The organism is Chromohalobacter sp. HP20-39 (assembly GCF_033052815.1).
GTDB lineage: Bacteria > Pseudomonadota > Gammaproteobacteria > Pseudomonadales > Halomonadaceae > Chromohalobacter.
Genome location: NZ_JAWHTP010000842.1, coordinates 1 through 258, shown reverse-complemented (window position 1 = coordinate 258; position 258 = coordinate 1). Strand labels below are relative to the sequence as shown.

The window sequence follows — 258 nt, the reverse complement described above, 5'->3', positions numbered from 1 at the left end:
CATCGGCGCTGATACGCTCAGCGTCAGCGGCTTCGATTCCGTCACCTTGAATACGCAAACCATCGCATTCGCGGGTTCGATGAACGTAGCGATCCCCGGTGCGCTGACACTGAATGCAAGTTTCGGAAATATCGTGCTGCTGCCGGCAAGCAGTGGGCTGCTGCCGTCAGGCGTTGATCTTAGCAACTCCAGCAATAATTTCGGGCTCGGCAGCATCCCGAGCATCGGCGGCGCGGTCGTGAACCTCGATGCGGGCTA

The 258-nt window shown here is 58.9% G+C and carries 1 protein-coding gene; it reads left to right on the top strand.

Going from position 1 to position 258, the window contains the following annotated elements; translation table 11 throughout:
* The coding region (locus RVY79_RS20325) for a hypothetical protein (RefSeq protein WP_317466396.1) at positions 1-258 on the top strand (258 nt) is incomplete at both ends.